General features: G+C 32.7%; 18 protein-coding genes. All 18 read right to left on the reverse strand.

Annotation, left to right across the window (positions count from 1 at the left end; genetic code table 11):
* Positions 1 to 82 precede the first annotated feature (82 nt).
* Positions 83 to 889 carry a DUF4097 family beta strand repeat-containing protein gene (locus tag F8162_RS06275; RefSeq protein WP_192797604.1) on the reverse strand — a complete coding sequence of 269 codons (807 nt, stop codon included), beginning with the start codon at positions 887 to 889 and terminating at the stop codon, positions 83 to 85.
* Entirely contained in the window at positions 890 to 1432 is a 543-nt protein-coding gene (locus F8162_RS06280) for a DUF1700 domain-containing protein (protein ID WP_151634055.1), read from the reverse strand.
* Positions 1425 to 1748, reverse strand: coding sequence for a PadR family transcriptional regulator (locus F8162_RS06285; protein ID WP_001102620.1), 324 nt, complete (start codon positions 1746 to 1748; stop codon positions 1425 to 1427). The genes F8162_RS06280 and F8162_RS06285 overlap by 8 nt, the downstream gene beginning before the upstream one ends.
* Before the next feature lie 228 nt (positions 1749 to 1976).
* Positions 1977 to 3776, reverse strand: a complete 1800-nt coding sequence (locus tag F8162_RS06290) for an ABC transporter ATP-binding protein (RefSeq protein WP_151634053.1) — start codon at positions 3774 to 3776, stop codon at positions 1977 to 1979.
* A gap of 11 nt (positions 3777 to 3787) precedes the next feature.
* Entirely contained in the window at positions 3788 to 4975 is a 1188-nt protein-coding gene (locus F8162_RS06295) for a nucleotidyltransferase family protein (RefSeq protein WP_151634051.1), read from the reverse strand.
* A 1-nt stretch (position 4976) separates the two neighbouring features.
* The gene (locus tag F8162_RS06300) at positions 4977 to 5450 is read right to left on the reverse strand and encodes a lasso peptide biosynthesis B2 protein (RefSeq protein ID WP_076539496.1); all 474 of its coding nucleotides are present in this window, start codon (positions 5448 to 5450) and stop codon (positions 4977 to 4979) included.
* A 36-nt stretch (positions 5451 to 5486) separates the two neighbouring features.
* A complete protein-coding gene (locus tag F8162_RS06305; RefSeq protein WP_151634049.1) occupies positions 5487 to 5792 on the reverse strand; it encodes a lasso peptide biosynthesis PqqD family chaperone in 306 nt (101 codons plus the stop codon).
* Positions 5743 to 6720, reverse strand: coding sequence for an aldolase (locus tag F8162_RS06310; RefSeq protein WP_151634047.1), 978 nt, complete (start codon positions 6718 to 6720; stop codon positions 5743 to 5745). Before F8162_RS06310 ends, F8162_RS06305 begins: the two co-directional genes overlap by 50 nt.
* Positions 6721 to 6823: 103 nt before the next feature.
* The gene (locus F8162_RS06315) at positions 6824 to 6949 is read right to left on the reverse strand and encodes a paeninodin family lasso peptide (RefSeq protein ID WP_000711188.1); all 126 of its coding nucleotides are present in this window, start codon (positions 6947 to 6949) and stop codon (positions 6824 to 6826) included.
* A gap of 14 nt (positions 6950 to 6963) precedes the next feature.
* Complete coding sequence (locus tag F8162_RS06320; RefSeq protein WP_151634045.1) at positions 6964 to 8901, reverse strand: lasso peptide isopeptide bond-forming cyclase; 1938 nt, start codon at positions 8899 to 8901, stop codon at positions 6964 to 6966.
* A 286-nt stretch (positions 8902 to 9187) separates the two neighbouring features.
* Positions 9188 to 10345 carry an aminotransferase class I/II-fold pyridoxal phosphate-dependent enzyme gene (locus F8162_RS06325; RefSeq protein ID WP_151635388.1) on the reverse strand — a complete coding sequence of 386 codons (1158 nt, stop codon included), beginning with the start codon at positions 10343 to 10345 and terminating at the stop codon, positions 9188 to 9190.
* Between the two features lie 16 nt (positions 10346 to 10361).
* A complete protein-coding gene (locus F8162_RS06330) occupies positions 10362 to 10994 on the reverse strand; it encodes an acetyltransferase (protein WP_151634043.1) in 633 nt (210 codons plus the stop codon).
* Entirely contained in the window at positions 10991 to 11605 is a 615-nt protein-coding gene (locus tag F8162_RS06335) for a sugar transferase (RefSeq protein WP_151634041.1), read from the reverse strand. Before F8162_RS06335 ends, F8162_RS06330 begins: the two co-directional genes overlap by 4 nt.
* A gap of 70 nt (positions 11606 to 11675) precedes the next feature.
* The gene (locus F8162_RS06340; protein WP_151634039.1) at positions 11676 to 11864 is read right to left on the reverse strand and encodes a hypothetical protein; all 189 of its coding nucleotides are present in this window, start codon (positions 11862 to 11864) and stop codon (positions 11676 to 11678) included.
* On the reverse strand, positions 11848 to 14169 hold the full coding sequence (locus tag F8162_RS06345) for a right-handed parallel beta-helix repeat-containing protein (RefSeq protein ID WP_151634037.1): 2322 nt from the start codon (positions 14167 to 14169) through the stop codon (positions 11848 to 11850). The genes F8162_RS06340 and F8162_RS06345 overlap by 17 nt, the downstream gene beginning before the upstream one ends.
* Positions 14170 to 14433: 264 nt before the next feature.
* Positions 14434 to 15972: a lipopolysaccharide biosynthesis protein gene (locus F8162_RS06350; RefSeq protein ID WP_151634035.1), complete on the reverse strand. Its 1539-nt coding sequence runs from the start codon at positions 15970 to 15972 to the stop codon at positions 14434 to 14436.
* A gap of 61 nt (positions 15973 to 16033) precedes the next feature.
* On the reverse strand, positions 16034 to 16828 hold the full coding sequence (locus F8162_RS06355; protein WP_225990143.1) for an SP_1767 family glycosyltransferase: 795 nt from the start codon (positions 16826 to 16828) through the stop codon (positions 16034 to 16036).
* A 101-nt stretch (positions 16829 to 16929) separates the two neighbouring features.
* On the reverse strand, positions 16930 to 17904 hold the full coding sequence (locus tag F8162_RS06360) for a glycosyltransferase (RefSeq protein ID WP_151634031.1): 975 nt from the start codon (positions 17902 to 17904) through the stop codon (positions 16930 to 16932).
* Positions 17905 to 17912 lie beyond the last annotated feature (8 nt).

The following is a 17912-nucleotide window of genomic DNA, read 5'->3' on the forward strand; positions in this document are numbered from 1 at the left end:
ATAAAAGAAGATAATTACCTTATTTATATACGGTAATTATCTTCTTTTTTGTATTTTGATAGATTTTCATACATTCTATTACCTACGAAGGAGTTTCAATCGTCACATCGCCAGCAGCTGTTTTACCGCTAATCTTTTTACTACCATTTCCAATAGTTATATTTTTATTTTCTTCATTAAAAATCATTACGTCGCCAGCAGCGCTTTGCCCAGTTATTACTGCATCTTGTGGTTTTTCTAATAAAGTAATATCTACATCCCCAGCAGTTGAACTTGCCTCTACATCATACTTAGGATCATGATCCACAACATATACATCCCCGCTAGCCGTTTTCGCTGTTACTTTCCCTATTACCTTTTTTAAATTCACCTCACCAGCTTTTGTAGACCCCTCCACACTCTTAGCTGTGACATGCTTCAAATCTACTTCTCCAGCAAGTGTCCCAACACTTACACGATCACTTTTCACATCACTTATTTCTATTTGTCCAGCTGATGAATTTATTTTTATCTCCTGGTAAGAACGTTCTGGTACAAATATAGTCACTGCAGACGTTTGAAACTTGAAATTGTAAAAAGAAAAATCAAATGAAGCACCTTTTTCTCTTTCCCCAATAATTTTTAATGTGTCACCATCTTCAGCAATACGGATTTCTTGTTTACGTACATCTCCTGATTGCTTTACATAAAAAGAAGAATCGGGAGATTTTTGGACAACAATATCCCCAGCATCTAACTTAACTTCTATATTTTTTAGTATTTCATTTTTAATTACATCTTCTTTATTTCCTTCTTCTGCAGTTTGCACTGCTTTTTCATATGTTTGTGAAATCCCAATTACTCCAATAATGATACAAGCGATTGCTACTAACAATATTTTTTTCATCATCTACTCCCCTTTTATCATTTTGAAGTTCCATATTACATAACGTACGCATAACTTTTTAAACCACTTCGTACTATAATGAGCGATAATACATAACAACAAACCTACTCCAACAAACGTTATACTAACGAATATATCCAACCAAATAAAAGTACCCATAAATATTTTTCCAATAACGAAAAATGGTGTCACTACACTAGCAATCCCACCGACCCAAAAGGAAAATATAAAAGCAATAATTGCAACTAACGGGCCTAATACAATAATGAAATTAAACAAACTAAGTCCAATCGCTGCCATAACAGCCCTTGTTATATTCGAAGTAGATGGGTCCTTTTTCATTTCATCAAAGCGATACAAAGCAAGTAAATCTTTCGCAATTACTTTCGGCGAGCCAAGACCCTTTATTATTTCCGATTCAGTTTTTCCTTCTTCTTTCCCAAACTGAAAATGCTCTTCATAATCAAATAAAATATCTTTCCTCTCTTCTTCCGGTAACTTTCTAAGATGACTTGATAATTCTTTAAGAAACTGTTCTTTACTCATCCCATTCCACCCCTTCAATAATTTCTTGTACGCCTTTTGCAAAATCACGCCACTCTGTTACTAACAAATTCAGTTGCGTTTCCCCTTGCTCCGTTAGTTGATAATATTTACGAGGCGGCCCCTCCGTAGATTCTTTCAAATACGTTTGAAAATATCCTTCTTTCGTTAAACGACGTAATAAAGGATACACTGACCCTTCCGATATTAAAAATTTATTTGAGATTTGCTGAACAAGTTCATAACCGTAACAATCCTTACGTTTTACAAGTGCTAAAACACACAGTTCTAACACGCCTTTTTTAAACTGAACGTTCAAGCTCAATCCCCCTTTCTCATTCCAGTACTATTCAATACACGGTACCTGTTATACCCATAATATACCACTTAGTATTATTCATTGCAAGGTACTCATTTATATTTACTCCCTAAATGTAGAAAACGTACAAATAAAAGCCTAAATAATGTCCTGTTATAACTGGCCATCACTCAGGCTTTTATTCGATTCGAACTGTATGAATACAAAAATTCATTCACTCTTTCCCCTCTAAGAACCAACTTCTATTTGTGACCCTAATAAATTTCGAAATACACCTTTTCTCTCTTTAGCCAATTGATTAAATTCACCTTTTTGAACAATTTCACCTTTTCCTAAAACAATAACTTGATCTGCATTGCGGATCGTAGATAACCGATGCGCAATAACAACAATAATCATCGTTCCTTTCAATCTTTCTATTGCTGATTGGATCTTCACCTCATTTTCAGCATCTAATGCACTCGTAGCTTCATCTAATACTAAAATGGACGGTTGTCTTAAAATAGCTCGAGCTAGTACAAGTCGTTGACGTTCACCACCTGAAAGTCTCACTCCACGATCTCCAATGAGAGTATCAAGCCCTTTTGGCAGTATTCGTACAAATTCAGCTGCCGCCGCAAAATCTAATGCAGTCCAAATTTGTTCTTCACTCGAATTCGGCTCAATCATCAATAAATTTTCTCTTATGCTTGCATTAAATAAAAAAGGATCTTGTGGCACATAACTAATAGCCCGTCTCAATGACAGTAAATTTTCACTTGTAAGAGGAGTTCCATCTATTAATACTTGACCTTTCTCTGGTTGAATCAATCCCATTAAAACATCGATTAATGTACTCTTCCCAGCTCCCGAATGCCCCACAATAGCCGTCATACTATTGATTGGTATTTGCACATTAATATTTTGAAGTGCATACAAATGCTCCTTCTTATTATACCGAAAATAAATATCCTTACATTCAATACCCTGTTCTATACAAATCGGCTTTATATTTTTTTGCTGGTGTATATCCTGTATTTCAATCGCTTCAATACATTCCCCTTGTAATTCCCATAATGACTTAAAAGCAGGAATGCTTGCAGCAAGCTGTTCTAAATTTGACTGAATTGTCATAAAGCGTGGCCATAGTCTCGAAAAGATGAGTACGATTAATAATAATTGGGCCGGTTGAGCTTTAAATATACTTACTGATAATAATAAAAAAAATGCAATTAATATAGCCATTGAAACTTTATAAAACAATTGAGAGTTCGATCTTATTCTCATATACTCCATTTGCTCATTACTCATCTTTTTTGTTAAAGATTGTAACCAGTCTAAACGTGATGCTTCCAAAGTATTACTCTTTATATCTTTAATTCCATTAAAATGATCTGTTATACCAGAAAGATAGTCTTTTGCCAATTCTGAGGTCTTACCGCCTAGTATTCGTGCTTTTTTTATAAAAACACGAGAAGCTACCAAGAATAATAAGCCAAAGACCAAAACAAATATAGTTATTTGAGGAGATAGTAAAAACGCAATCCCCACCTGTATAAATGTAAACAGAATAGCAGCTAACAATTGTAAAATTAAATTAACCCCATAACTTACACGAGCTAATTCTGTAGTTAATATAGTTATTAGATTTGTTTTCCTTTTCTCTAAAAAAAAACTCCACTTTGCTTTTAAAATCATACTATATGTTTCCATTCTTAATTTTCGCACAAAAGCTTGTTGTGTTCTCGCATCCCTTAGCGTTATATTTCTTTGTAGTAAATTTTGACCTAACACTATTAGTATATATATACCTAAAATAGAAACTAGACTTGTTGTTTTAGGAAAATCCTGCAAAAATCTAGAGACAGGTGCAATAAAAGTAATCTCCTCGCCTATATTAATTATTCCAGTCATACTTATCATAGGAATTAATAAAATAATACCTATCCCTTCAAGTAAACTTATTAAAACCATACCAAATAAATTCACATACAGTATTTTTCCCGCTGAAGAGTATAATTTCTTCATAAAATATATAATATGATTCATCGATTTTCCCCCTATAACAAAGCAAGCTTCTTTGTTTTCCTCCAAAGACATAAAAACGGACGTAAAGGAAAATATAAAAAATGAAGAAATTTAGGTAACGGTAATGTTTTTGCATCAATTGGATAAGGATAAAGCTGGCTCAAAATAAATAAAATTTTTTGTTGATTAGACATCAGTGAAAATAAATGTCTACTATGATAGGAAAGTACTTCTTCAGGAACAGGTTCTGAATGTAAATTTATCATTTTCTTGAAATAAAACAGTGCTTCTTGTGCTAACTGCTTCGAATGTTTCTTAGCTACTAATTCCGTCATCCTTTCATTTAGCCGTACACCTAGCAATTGTGATGCCAAAATTAATGCTTGTCCCCCTAAATGAAGCACTTGATATTTTCTCATTAATTTATGAATCTCATTCCAGTTAAGATCTTGACCGACAATTTTTTTTATGTCTACTAACCAACGTAACCTGGACCAACCATGTCTAGCACCATGAGATACAAGAAATAAAAACAAGTCTTCCTTTCCTAACATATATACCGAATTACTCGTAAGTGTACTTTTTCTCTTTCGCTTCCAAAGCTCTTCAAACCCAGGTTCCTTACCCGGTCCGGGATTTAACCTCCAATGAATTTCAAGTTTGATCCGCCTTGTTGGATCGAAAAATGTTATATGGTGATGCCTCCATTTCCAATCACTTAATATCGTTTGAATATAATCATCTTTTACATACCCCTGCTCCAAAAGTAGCATTTCTACTTTTTCTAAATTTTGCATCGGAATAAGAACATCCAAATCACAGGATGTTCGTAAAGAAATATCTCCATATAAATCCTGAGACAGTACAGGCCCTTTTAGAAAAATCATACGAATCTCATTTTCACTACATAGTTTATTTATTCGTTCCATTTCAGCACTTAAATAAAGCATTTGAAATGTATTTTTTTTATATTTTCTATTCAAGGTTTGTACAATATGCGAAGGAATTAGTTCCTCATCCACCTGTTTAAGTTTTTGATATATCACCGGATAAACTCGATGATGCACAGTTTGCTCAAGAAATACCTCCCAATTAATATCCAAAAACAATTCATTACTGTAAGTTTGCACGGTTTCATCATCTTGCAACTTCAAAATTGCAAAAAGAAGTTTCAATTCCTTAGACATGAACTCTACATTAAGACCAACATCTTTCTCCATTTTATTCTCCTTTAATAGTGTCCTCACTTAGCCTTTTTGCAAATGATCCAACGACAGTAAATTTCTCCATTCCTTCTGATCCACTAACATAAAAAGAACCGCTCCGTAACCATGCATGCGCAATTAATTCCCCATGACTATCCTTAGCAGTTCCTAAATAAAGAGTACTCTCAATGTGACGTTTTTCGAGCATTTTCATCCCAGCTATAGCTTTAACAAGGCACTGACTTTCCCAAAAAGTATAACGACTCATAATAGAAATAGCTTCAGACACCTTCTTTAGTGTATCTCCGTGTGGCTCAATTTGAGCTACTGATGTTTCGTTCATATAATCCCCTAAAGAAGGTGCAACTTTGGAAAAGGTAATACTTTTTAGTACACGCGCCCATCCTAAAAAAATAAAAGCCTCTAAAAATAAAAGCTTTGTTTCCATGTTCAGTGATAAAAATACTCTTAACCTTTTCACAATATTCATTAATCCCTTCCTAACAGTTCTCTTGACATTACGAATCTATCTATTAGATTGATCTTTTATTTGAATTAAACCTTCTTGAAATAAACAATCTAAAAAGGAAAGAACTTGCTCTTCGCAATCACACCGTTCAATGTTGTACTTTGACAACAATGTACTGACAAGTTCAGTAACCATAATTGGAGTTTTTATTAGTTCCCAAATTTCCCCCCCTGTTTGTCCCAAATTATAATATTTCCCTTTTTGAACATTTAGCATTACTTTTTCCCCATCCATATCACTCACAATATTCTCTTCACTTTGCACAATCTGAGACTCTAGAGAAATTCTCTCTGTATACATCATCTATTACTCCTCCTTGTATAGTTTTTAATATAATTGATACAAGTTCATCTGCTGTAAACCTATTATTGGGACGTTTCAAATGAAACATATCTACCTTGTTTATCACACTTGTAGAAGTAGTGAAATGCCAACCTGTTAATTTTAATTGCGCAATTAAAAACTTACGAAACGTGTGCAAAAATAATGTACGCAGTCGTTCAAGTCCTTCAATTCGAATCAATTCAACATTCTCATCCTCTGTTTTCGTTAACTCAATAACACCAGCAAGAGGTAATGGTTCAGAGAAAAAATGAGATTGTACAGGAACAGCATACTTTGTTTCTCGTTCAAACAATGGATTATAACTTGCCGTTCCCATTCCAAAAGCATTCAAACTTTCCGCCCATAATTTTTGTTGCGGATAAGATGGAATCACAATTGGAGTCTTATCTGACGAAACTGTCACAGCAATTACATCGTCACTCAAAATTTTGTATCCTTTACTTAAAAAAGCCGATGCAAGAGTTGATTTACCTGCTCCTGAATCACCTACAAAGGCATAAACTTTCCCATCAATATTTATTGCACTACCATGTAGTGGCAAAATCCCTCTTTGAATTAGCAAGGCGCCCATACAAGTTCCAAGTATATAAAGACGAATCTTATCTTCACAAGCTTCCTTCATTGGTGAAACAACTATTTGCTTTCCTTCTTGTATAGAAAATATAGCTGTATCAGGAATACGAATCATAACTACGTTTTTATCAACTACAAAATTTTGTTCTGTGTTAGTAAATTCATTCCATTTCTGAAATAAATCAGCAGTTCGTATTATTACTTCTATCGTTTCTTCTTGTTCATTAATTCTAGGTAATTCTGGCAATTGAATTTCACTCAACACCCTTAGCCCAAAAACTTTATACATATTTTTTTTTGTAGTTTCAATCAACTCTCTCACTCCAAATAATTATCAGCGTTGTTTTACAAATACCCCTTATACTTCTAATGTATAAGGGGATAGGAAACATAAGATCTAATTACTACGCGATGAATTAACTATAGTGCACTACTTCATCAATATCTGGTTGAACAGCATCCGGCGTTTTAAGTCCCGGTCCAGCCATTGTCATATTAATATCAAGTACTTCCAGTGTAGGAATTGTCCAATCTTTTTTCATGATGTCACCTCCCTTCAAATAATTTTCTTCATAAATCGATATACTATTAAACTACGCATTAAAATTCGAAAATCTAAATCAAATGCATATTCTGGATGGGGTTCTTCTTTAATCTTAGAAATCGCAGTTCTAATAACCTCTATATCCAAGAATTCTGAAATTACAGGATCCTTACTAAGCTGCTCAAGCTCTTCAATAAATCCACTCCATTGATGCGTCATACGATAAACACCATCAGAACCTTGAACACCTCGAGTAAGTTGATTTAATCTTACTTTATCAGGCAAATAATTTTTGGTTGCTCTTCGAATTAGTGCCCGATCTACACCATTTTGAACGTATTGTTCTTCTGGAACAGCTAAACAAAATTTAACAACCCGTAAATCATTCGTTGGATCTCGATCCCATAAAGAATAGCGCAAAGATAATTTAGATCCGTATGTACCAGTTATATTCCAATAATATAAATGTTCAAATTGCCTTTTTTTTATTTCATATATATCTGTTATAGAGGTTCCTGTTATATCAACATCATGCTCTAGAAGCTTATCGAACACATTCATTCTATTTGCAAATTCTGGATTAATAAATCTTGGGAAAACGATTTGGTTTTTTGATGAAGATATTCGATTCAAAAATGGAAATGCCTTTTTTTTCACTACTGAAAATACTCGCGATTTCTTTACACCAATACTTTTACTATACGAATATAATTCTTGCAAAAAGCGACGCAAATTCATCTTTTTCAAAAGCATAGCTTGATAGTCCACAGCCGAGCCCCATGACACTGTCCAGTTTCCTCTCTGTCCGTTTAAGAGTACTCCAACCCCCTGTAACCAGGCCTCCTCATAGATTCCCCTAAGCCAAAAAGTATTCTCGAAGAATTTGTATGGCATCTCTAGAATTTCAAGCCAATCATCTATTTCTGATAGAGGACTTCTTCCTTCAAAATCTAAATAATGTTCCTTAATATTTCCTACATGCTGTACAGTTGATTGAATAAAAGGTCGTTCATCAGCTATTCTACTTCTATGCGTCCAATCTACAAACCCCTTTACTGGGACATAACTATATGTATGTAGACGTTTATTTGCTGCACTTAAATCTCGTGCAGCAAAGCTAACTACAGAACCCGAATCAAGTCCTCCACTCAAATGAGCCCCTACTTGATGATGGGTACGTAAACGTGATCTTATCGCATTTTGATACACTTCCAAAAACGCTTCTTCATACTCTTCGTTTGATTTGAGTTGAAGCCTTTCTCCAGCGATTAGCGTATTGTATCTCGATAATTTCACCTTTCCATTTTTCACAGTAACAGAATAGGAAGGTGGAATTTGTTCAACAGTTTTATATACCGTTGAAGAAGTGTCTACTGATTCAAAATTCACAGGTATAGCTAAAAATTCAGCAAGCCACTGCTCATTCAATTTTTTCTCAACATATGGTAGAGTAAATAACGGCTTTATACTAGTACAAAAAGAAAATTTGTTCTCACTACGATAAAAATAAAGTGTTCGGCTCCCAGAAAAATCTCTAGCTCCAAACAGTATTTGTTTTTTCTCATCCCAAATCATAAAAGAAAAATCGCCCACCAAATATTTCGGTGCTGATTCTCCCCATTTCTGATAAGAGAGTAAAATCAACTCACTATCTTTCATGTTTTTTCTATCCGCATAATCTACTTGTAATTTTTCAAACAACTCATAACGATTATCAATAATAGCATCTGCTGTAATTGCCAGTTGTTCTTCATAATTATAGAAGGGTAATCGTTCACCAACTGACTCTGGTGTAATCCATTGTGCGTGACATCCCAGGAAAACGTTTTCTTTATGCCATATTTGAATATCATTAGCAGGGTAATTTTGTAAGTCACTCATTAATCGTGTGCCATGTTCAATTGATACAGGTTCATTATTAAAGTGAATAATGCCAGTTATAGCGCTCATTTTTACCCTCCTAATATATGAAAAGTTACTACAAATACTATTTATATATTAAATTCGTTAAACATACCTCTTTACCATTCTTTTTAAAGAACAAAATTACTTATTTTATTACCTTCTCAATTACTTTAATTCACTTGTGGATTAGGGTTTAGATATTTAAAACCTAGCACTATGTTCTTTTACTGTCAATTTAAACTAGATATTCTCAAAGAATTTTCACAAAAAATTCATTATAAAGAACTGATAGTCATACGTACACAAATCTAATTCCACTTTTACTTACTTTTTATTTCTTCCATTCTATAGCTTTTAAAACACCTTGAATGACCCTTTTTTGATCTTCAACTAGCATATTAGATCCTGAAGGCAAACAAATTCCACTTTGAAATAAATGCTGCGACACATCTTCATTTTGGCTATGCGGATAATACTTCTTCCTTTTAAAGAGCGACTGTATATGAAGCGGCTTCCACATAGGACGTGCTTCAATATTCTCTTCTGCTAAAGTGCTCAACACTTTTCCAACAGAGATCCCGGATTCCTTTTCATCAATTGTCAGTGTAGTAAGCCAACGATTCGAGCGAGTATTTTCTAATTCAGGCATAAAATAAAATCCTGGTATGAGAGATAACTCTTCGTAATACCGTTTATATACAGATCTTCTAGCTCTCACCCTGTCTTCTAGCACTTCTAATTGTCCTCTTCCAATACCAGCCAATATATTACTCATTCGATAATTATACCCTACCTTACTATGCTCATAATGTGGTGCTGGATCCTTTGCTTGTGTTGCTAAAAACCTCGCTCTTTCTAACGCTTCCACATCATCAGAAACTAGCATGCCACCGCCCGAAGTTGTAATAATTTTATTTCCATTAAATGAATAAACCCCAAACCTCCCGAATGTACCACTTGCTTTTCCTTTATATGTAGAACCTAGGGATTCTGCTGCATCCTCAATTATGGGAACATCATAGTGATTACAAAGCGAAAGAATTTCATCTAATTTCGCACTCTGACCATATAAATGAACAAGAATGACAGCCTTAGGTAATTTTCCTGCTTTATTAGCATCATGCAACGCAAGTGCTAGAGCTTGTGGTGACATATTCCATGTTTCCGGTTCTGAGTCAATAAATACCGGTTCAGCTCCCAAATAAACAATCGGATTCGCACTCGCTACAAAAGTGAAACTTGAACAAAATACTGTATCGCCCTCTTGAACGTTTAATAATCGTAAAGCTAAATGAATAGCCGCGGTACCTGAACTAACCGCAGCCCCGCCTTTAACTCCTACAAAAGATGCAAGTTCTCTTTCAAATTCATCTACATTTGGACCAAGAGGTGCAATCCAGTTTGAGTCAAAGGCATCTTTAATATATTTTTGTTCATTTCCGCTCATATGCGGAGAGGAAAGATAGATTTTCTCCTTATTTTTTATCATCATTCTTCATCTCCTCTCAATTTACTACATTAATAACTTTGGCTGGAATACCAGCAGCAGTACAATTAGATGGAAAATCATTTATGACAACAGAACCAGCTCCAACAATTGACCACTTACCAATTTGAACACCTGGAATTATAGTAGCTGATGCTCCTATATGTGCCCCCTCTGCTATAGTGACAGAACCTGTAAGTGTAGCATGTGGTGAAATATGAACAAAATCATCAATTATATTATCATGTTCTATTATTGAGCCCGTATTTATTATAGTATGGTTACCGATGAAAGTATCAGCATTAACAACGACATTTGGCATAATTACCGTTCCGTTTCCTATATAAGCATTTGAACTTATAATAGCTGTTTTATGAATTAAAGTAGCATATATGCTACTTTGTTGATTTAATATTTTTGCAATTTCTCTTCTTACTTTATTATTTCCTATAGCAATAACGAGCTTTACATCATTAAAATTATTGATAATTTCCCTTGCATCTGCAATTGCTCCAAAATAAAGATTATTAACAATAATTATACCTGTATACAAATCATCTAAATAACCGACTATTTCATATCCTTCATTTGATAAGATTATATCCCTCACAACCTTACTATGCCCACCACATCCTATTATTAAAATTTTCATTTTCCCTCCCCCTTTATTTCTATTTCCCCTCCAGTAAATCGCTCCATTGTCACATGCCCTACATGATTAATTCCCTCTGTTTTAAATACTTTTAATATTGTAAGTACAATTATTTTCAAATCTAATAAAAATGAGTGATTCTCCACATACCATACATCCAATTCAAATTTTTCTTCCCAGGTAATCAAATTCCTACCATTTATTTGTGCCCATCCCGTAATTCCTGGTTTTACATTATGCCTTTTAGCCTGTTTACTAGAATATAAGGGCAAGTATTCCATCAATAATGGTCGTGGACCTACTAAACTTAAATCACCCCTTACAACATTTATAAGTTGGGGTAATTCATCTAAACTATATTTTCTAAGAATTGCTCCAAAAGTAGTCAGTCTATTTTTATCTGGAAGTAATTCCCCATCACTATCTTTCTTATCTAGCATAGTTCTAAACTTATAAACATTAAACGGTTTTCCATGCAGTCCTGGACGCTGTTGTTTAAACAGTACAGGTGCTCCTAATTTCATCCTAACTAAAATTGCAACAATAAGAATAGGAAGCAAGCATACAAATAATAACAATAAAGAAATACATACATCAAAAATTCTTTTCATGTACTATCCTCCTTACTTAATTACGTTTCATATTCCTAACACGAAAGACCATTTAGAACTTTATATGTAATTAAACAAAACAAGGGGCAACTACAGTTAGTTGCCCCTTGTTTTGTTTAATTACGTCACCTTTCATTAGTTTTATTTCATCAAACAGTTTAAAAATAGCTAGCCTAAGTGAATATTTCCATACGATATCACTACTTATTTGCAAAGAATCTGTTACTCCATTCATTATAACTTTACACGTACACGCCATTAATATAATTATCCTTTTTTATATGTTCATCCCTTAATTTGATAATTACTGTGTCCACAATATTATCTTTAAAAATTAAAGCGATTGAGGATGAAATTTGATTTGCATTCACGCCTATCATACTTTTGTTTGACCTAAATATATTATTTTCTATTAACATAAACTCACTCGTAAATGTTTCATTCCAAAAATTAATTATACTGTCTGTCGATTCCGAATTAAGATATTCAAATGCATTATTATTAAATTCTATTCTCCCACCAATGTCCCATAAAAAAAATGCCGATCCCCATTTTCCCCCTCTAAAATTACTATTTTTCACTTTTAGCATCGCTATCCTTTGAGAAGACTCAACAGTAAAAAGATTATAAGCATCCCAACTAAATGAACATCCATTAAATTCATATTCTGCTTGAGGAGTTTTTGTAACAAATGATATTGTACCGCTGTTCTCAAATTTACATCCCGTATATACTCCTGGCGGTAAATTCGTAATGATTCCTTGCGGGTGTTTCGTATCTATAAAAGAAATATTATTTAATCTCCATCCATTTTTCATACCAGGTGATACGCCTGTCAAACTTGTACCCTCTACAGCCCCTCCTTTAATAACACAATCTGATATAGTTTGTGGTTCTGCTGAGAAACCAATTATTGAACCTAACTGTGAAAATGAATGAAATAAATCTCGATCACTAAAAAATTCACATTGGTTGACTTGAATACAATATGCTTTATCTCTTCCCATTAACAATGCGCTATTATGAAAAATACAGTTACCAATAAGTGCTTCTTTATCCCCTTGATCTATCGTGACTCGAGTAGCATACATTTGATTATTCGTAAAAGTTACTTCTCCGCTTAAAACACAACTTACTTCCCTTAAGTGATTATTGCTTACAATTACTTTCTCTACATTTTCGCCTACTACTAATGAATTATTAACTAATTTATTTTGAATGATATTAATATATCTACCACCGACTACAACAACGTTATATCCCTGATTATCATATATGTTATTACGTTCAATGTTTATATATTGATTTAATCGATATCCATCTTCAATATCTATTCCTCCCTGAGGCGCTGTACCTTTCATTTTGTAAATTTCACAATCTCTAATATAAATTTGTTTCGCTCCAGATACGCTTATCCCAAGCCTTCTACAATCATGTATTTTACATTTCTCAATAAATACATTTCGAGAAAATTCCGGAATTCTAACAGTGATTTTACAACCGTTTTCCGTAGGTATTTCACCTTGGTGAAGAACTATCTTCGCATAATCTGCTTCTTTTGGAACACTCACTTCTTCAAAAAACTTTACTCTCTTCGCAGCCGTTACAAAAGTATTATCAGCCTTATAAAATAACACATCATATAATTCTGTATATATTTCTGAACCAGTTCCACCATAGCCATCTCCATACAAACCGAAATATCCCCATTTTATAATGCTACTATGATGTAAATCTATTTTTAAATTCGATCTAATTTTATTACCATCTACTATTAGGGAACCATTTATATCACTAATCCCCCCTACTTCAAATGTACCAGCAAAATCATATTCTCCAATTTGTCCCCATGTACTTTCCATTGCTATACCATCGCCAGTACAATTTAAGATTTCCATATTATCTATTGAAATGTAGTTCATATTACTCCCCTCAGCAGGAGTCGTATTTCCTACTTCAATCCCATATCCCCATTCATGAGTATGAGGAATCGTTGTATAATCGTGTGTATCTTTATCCCCTTGAACCCTTCCATTCGTAACCCGAGAAAATTTTTGATTTCTTTGATATCGTACGATTGCATATTTAACTAATCCATTACTTCTTATTTTTAAAGTTGATCCACCTAAATTTAAAGTCATAAAGCTTTGTGGCTCAATTGGTGTATTTTCATCAATTAAATATGTCCCCATAGGTAAAACAACTTCTATAAATCCTTGTTGAGATGCCCATAATAATGCATTATTAATCCCTTTAGAAGTATTATCCGCGTCCGTTCCATCATTTTTAACATTCCATCTCTCTAACTCAAGAAAATATGTGCCCGAAATCACATTAGCAGATTCTGTTTCTCCAATCAGTGATTGTCTAGACTTAGAACTTCCAAATGTCTTGCTTTTAAGTTTACTTACTAACCTCTCAAATGTATTCTCCGTTGATACTTTTACGTTCCCTTTTTTTGTCCCAATAAATAACTCATTAGTATCTATACAAAAACAAAATTCTCCCTCGCTTAACACAGGAAGATTACTTTTCAAAACACATGTCACCTGAAATTTTGCCATAATTTATATATAACCTCCAACTAAGATAGAAGTTGAATTCCGATAGAAAATTCAAACTCACATCAGTAGATTGGGATAAATATTTTATATTCCGCTTACATACGTATCCCTTTAATAGAATACTATGCATTATATAAATACGATGTTAGGGCTATTACTTCATGTTTTCTAATTAAAATCAAGTTTCGTTTCATACTAACATGCTTCAACAACACTATACTTCCTTAATAATTCAAATTGGTATAATATCTATACTTTTTATAGCTAAATAACGTTTTGTTTCTTTTTAATTTGTAAAAACATCATACTAAAGATATTCCTTATATATTGAAATTCTGTGCTTTTATAAAAAATTAAAATGTATATTACATTTGGTACTAATAAGCAAATCACACCTTTTCCGACTAACGAAATAAAGGTACTACCTTCTATGAAATAATTACATATACTTGTAGTAATGAAACCTGTTACAACAGTTAAAAATATATAAAATACATATGTTATAAAATACTTCCAAACCGATTTCTTAAAAAGATTTTTATATACAATATAAGGCTGAATCCAAAGTACAGTAGCAATTGTACTAATCGCCGTTCCTATGAATATACCTACCAATCCAAACATTTTGGCTAATAGAATAGATAAACTTAAATTGATTATCGCTTCAACTAACGGAATATACTTATCTTGTACAAATAATCCCGCTTTATTTTTAAAAATAGCTATCGCGGTTCGCATCCCTGTTAAATAAAAGTTTATGAGTATCACTACAAAAACCATGTTATTTAATAAATACTTCTTATCAAGCCACCACCCTATAAATGGCTCTAACAGATTAAATAAAAATATGGTACAAAAAGAAAAGATCCAAAAATTCACTAAATAAGTCACTTTAAATATTTCATAATTTTTGTCATTATTCTCAGTTGCGATTAGATTTCCTACACTTGCCTCAATACCATTTAATATAGGATTTACTACGGCTGCTAATTGATTTATTATCATTGTATAGTTCGAATATATCCCGACCATAGCAAGACCTACAAAAGATGAAATCAGTATATTATCCGTTCCAAATACAATGTATCCTCCAATATTATGCAAAAACATTGCCTTTACATTTATAATTAATTTTTCTTTCGTATCATTATCTATATAATACTTCTTTTTTGTCTTTATATAAGGATAGTTCTTATTCACAATCCTACCGTTTACGACATTTTGAATTACATATATACTCAACTCTATAATTAAATACAAAATATAATTTTTCGTGTACATTAATATAAATATTTTGAATATTGTAGTTAGCACTTGGAATAAGAGATCTACCCTAGCCAATATGTATCCTCTTTGATCTGCTTGTATTAAAGACCTCTTATGAGCATTTAAATAGGTAACTACATTTTTCACCACGAATATCGAATAGATTATCGCAACATTCGATATAGACTCCCCATCTTTCATTAAATAACTTAAAACAGGATATATCATAGCACTTATTACTAGAATAATGATTGCTAAAATCTGATAAATTTTTTTATATAATTGAACTAGAGCTATAATTTTATACTGATTATTTTCTGCCAATGGTTTATACAAATTGTATACTATACTTGCTCCTATACCAGCCTCAATTAACACTAACATGGATAAAACATTAATTAACAAACCATCTATCCCTAAATACTCTATTCCTAAACTATCTAAAAAAACTTTCCTAGATATAAACCCTAGAATAACAATAACCATTTGAGAAAATATACTTATTGATATATTCTTGATTGAATGCATCGTTCGCATGATTAATCCCCTTCATTAACTAGATCATTTCTAAGTAGAAAGAATCCTCATAACAATAAAGTTATATTATCCTGGCAATAATTTCACCCTCATAATTTAAGTCACTAATTGCATTCACATTAGTTCCAGCATTTACTTCACCAACATACTTATTTTTTATAGGTTGTTTTTCTGTCGCTTTCTTCAAAAACCATTCATACTCTATATCAATATGACCAATATCTAGCGTTTGATATCCAACAGAAGATAAATCATACGCTAATACCGTAGCTGTTGGGCCTAGTGCAATTAATATTAATTTCGATTTTTTTTGCTTTTTTGCTAGCTCTAAAATTTCCCTATACTTCGCAAAAGCATTTTTCGATGGGCATATTATTCTATCAATTGTTTTAACATTTTTAAAAAGATCGTTTCCTACCCCTAGTCTACTTTGTGCCCCTTCAATAATGATTATTTCTCTCCCATTCCAAATATCTTTCATTTTATCAAAGCGAATTCTAACCATACTCTTATCTTGATGATCTATATATAACCTTGTAACTAAGGCATCGTAATATTCTTTATTCATACGTATACTCTTATAAATTCTGCTACGATTTAACTCTAAATATTTTTCCCAATACCCTCTTGATTTGTCCGTGCACCAATTTAAATCTTCAAAAACATTCGGAATACAAACTAAATGGCCCATCTTATTACTCTTAATAACTTCATCCAGTCTATCCTTTAATTCTTTTGAATACGGCTGAAAAATTAAATTTTCTCCATTTATAAGAGCAAATTCCCCATCACCAAATCTACTTACTGAACAATTATTATCTATAATATAGTCAAGTGTTTCATCAACACTTTTCACTATTGGCGGCTTCCTTTTCATAGTAATCACCCTATTATATTGAATAGTCACTTCATTCCTCGTCCCAATATATAAATAATATAATTTCAACAAAGACTTCTTCATATATGTCCCCTTTCCGCAAAATTATTAATTAAAAATTTATACAATAATGGATGTAGCTTAGTCGCCAATAATAAAAACTTTACACTTTTCCCATACTCTTTTAAACGCATTGTTTTATAAAAATAACGATTCAATATACCAATAACCTTATAATATTTACTCTTATGCTCATTAAGTCTTCCACTCACTGATATTAAATTTAAAACTACCATCGAACAATTTCCTAGTTTTAATATAACTAGGTTATATAACTCCTTATAATATCGCTCCATAAATTTACACATTTCATCATAAATTAAGACTGAATCAATTTTAATCTCTTTTATAGCCTGATCCATCATACTATTATCACGCTTTATATAATGATATTTAGGTTCTCCTATGAAACATACTTTTTTACACTTATGAATAACTTTATACGTAAATGCTGTATCTTCATATGACATACCTATCGGAAATTTAATATCCTCTAATAACTGTCTTTTGAAAAGTTTAGTCCAAACAACTTCATCATACAAATCCCCTTCTAGCATCGCTTTCATCGCGCTATATCTATCATGAATTACAAACGGATGGCTGCTTGAAATTACCGTTTTATCATTGTAATGAATTTCACTACTACAAATAGCTATATCACAATCCTGTTCTACGCACATGCCATACAACAATTCATACATATCCGCTTCTATCCAATCGTCACTATCAACAAATCCTATATAATCTCCCTGCGCTATGTCTAATCCAGCATTTCTTGCAGAAGATAATCCACCATTTTCCTTATGGATTACTTTAATTCGGCTATCTTGATTCGCATATCTATCACAAATCTCACCACAACTATCAGGAGATCCATCATTAACAAGTATCAGCTCAAACTCTTTGAACGTTTGTTTTAATATAGAATCAATACATTTATGTATATACTGCTCAACTTTATAAACGGGAACAATAATACTAATTTTAGGATTCATAATTGCAC

This window comes from Bacillus sp. CH140a_4T (assembly GCF_008923725.1).
GTDB lineage: Bacteria > Bacillota > Bacilli > Bacillales > Bacillaceae_G > Bacillus_A.